2 protein-coding genes are annotated in these 1,592 nt (G+C 39.9%); one reads left to right on the top strand and one right to left on the bottom strand.

What is annotated here, in order from left to right; translation table 11 throughout:
* Positions 1-706 (top strand): DUF4367 domain-containing protein (locus tag KL866_RS09225; protein WP_214994760.1); only part of this gene is annotated, 706 nt, incomplete at its 5' end.
* Positions 707-772: 66 nt separating this feature from the next.
* Here the strand turns inward: KL866_RS09225 and KL866_RS09220 are convergent.
* Positions 773-1,237, bottom strand: a complete 465-nt coding sequence (locus KL866_RS09220) for an RNA-binding protein (RefSeq protein ID WP_025254087.1) — start codon at positions 1,235-1,237, stop codon at positions 773-775.
* Positions 1,238-1,592: the final 355 nt, after the last annotated feature.

Here is a 1,592-nt window from a genome sequence, read left to right as displayed (position 1 = left end):
TGATGAAAAAAATGGTAGCTTGCTGATTAGAACTAAAGACGGCGATGAGGTGAGCTTTAGTTTCGAAAGTCTTCGTTCGTTTCAGGCTTCTCAGCAACTTAACTTTCAAGCTCAGACATCACAAGAACAATCTGGTGAGCAAGGTGAAAGCAGTGTTTCAGCGTCCTACTCTCAGCAGGCGTCTTACCAATATTATGAGCGTAGCGGTATCAGTTTCTCATTAAAAGGTGAGTTAGATGAAGATGAGCTGGAATCTATTGCTGATTTGGTTGGACAAGTTCAGGATCTAGCTGACACCTTCTACAGCGGAGACATAGACAAGGCCTTTGAAGAGGCGCTTGATTTAGGTTTTGATGATAAAGAGCTAGTTGGTTACGCATTGCAGCTAAATAGAACTACACAAACTGAAGTATTGAAGACATATGAGAACATTCAGCATTACAATGAGGACAATAGCGATAACGCTAAATACGGTAATGTGGTAAGCCCAGTAGCCCAGTATCTAGAAAAGATGATGGATACGTTTGCTAATGCAGAAAATAAGCTGGCAAGTAGCGATGACTATAATGCTTTAATATCTGGTCTAATAAATGAAATGAAAGATGTGCAGGTGCCTGACTTGATATCAGCTATTAATAGATTTCGCTCTTTTAATCAGACCTTATTAGACGGACTACCGCAATCTGCAGAAGCGGGCGAGTCGTAAACCTTCCCCCATATGAAAAAGCCCGGAGCAAAATGCTTACCGGGCTTTTTTACATGCGAGTGAAGGCTATTCGTGATCGACTTTATCTTTCGCTGGTCGAACCTTTAACGTGCGTTCTTGAAAGATTGAGTCGTTCGTCTTATCAATAACGCTATTCAAATCGTCTGTCACTACTTCGATAAAACCGTAACCTTTTCGTTTTCCCGTCTTTCTATCCTTCATCAAACGAACAGATTGCACTTCAATATAGCTACTGAAGTATTCTTTCACTGCATTTTCGTTTGCTCTATAAGGCAAGTTACCTACATAAAGGGTTTCTACTGCTCCTTCATTAGAGTGTGCTCTGGCATCTGAGGAAGATGGACTTTGAATAAGAGACGCTAGCCAAGGAGTAACGATCCCGCTTATCAGCAGAGCTGCTGATACGGTTAGTGGAACGTGGACGTTTAAACTAGCAGAAGAAAATAACAAGTAACCTGCAATTGCAAAAATAGCGCTAATAACCGCGCATTGGATAAAGCCAACTTTCATATACCTACCTTTCTATTGTTTATTATGGTGTTGGAGGCTGTACATAGTTTACTCATTTGTAACAAATTGAACAATAAAATGTGAAAAAACTAGTCGAAAGATGCATTGAGCCAATAGAAATGATGTAGAAATGAGCGGTTAACATCAAAAGTGGCTTAAAAAGCAAAAAAATCCAATTTAAGTGTTGATCTTTTACAAGAGGTATCTATAATGCGCTCCACGTTCTGAGGGGGCTTCGAGAAAAACAAAGTCAACTCAGCAACAAGTGCAAAACCAAGTTTTCAGACAAATAAAAAGTTTAAAAACAGGGTTGACATCGAAAGCAAACGATGTAAAATGCGCACCTCACTCGAGC

Source organism: Alteromonas sp. ALT199 (assembly GCF_018619335.1).
In the GTDB taxonomy this organism is placed as follows: domain Bacteria; phylum Pseudomonadota; class Gammaproteobacteria; order Enterobacterales; family Alteromonadaceae; genus Alteromonas.
This window is presented reverse-complemented; position numbering and strand designations above follow the sequence as displayed.

Excerpts from the sequence above, each read along its gene's own strand:
- KL866_RS09220 (WP_025254087.1), bottom strand. The coding sequence starts at position 1,237 with ATGAAAGTTGGCTTTATCCAATGCGCGGTTATTAGCGCTATTTTTGCA.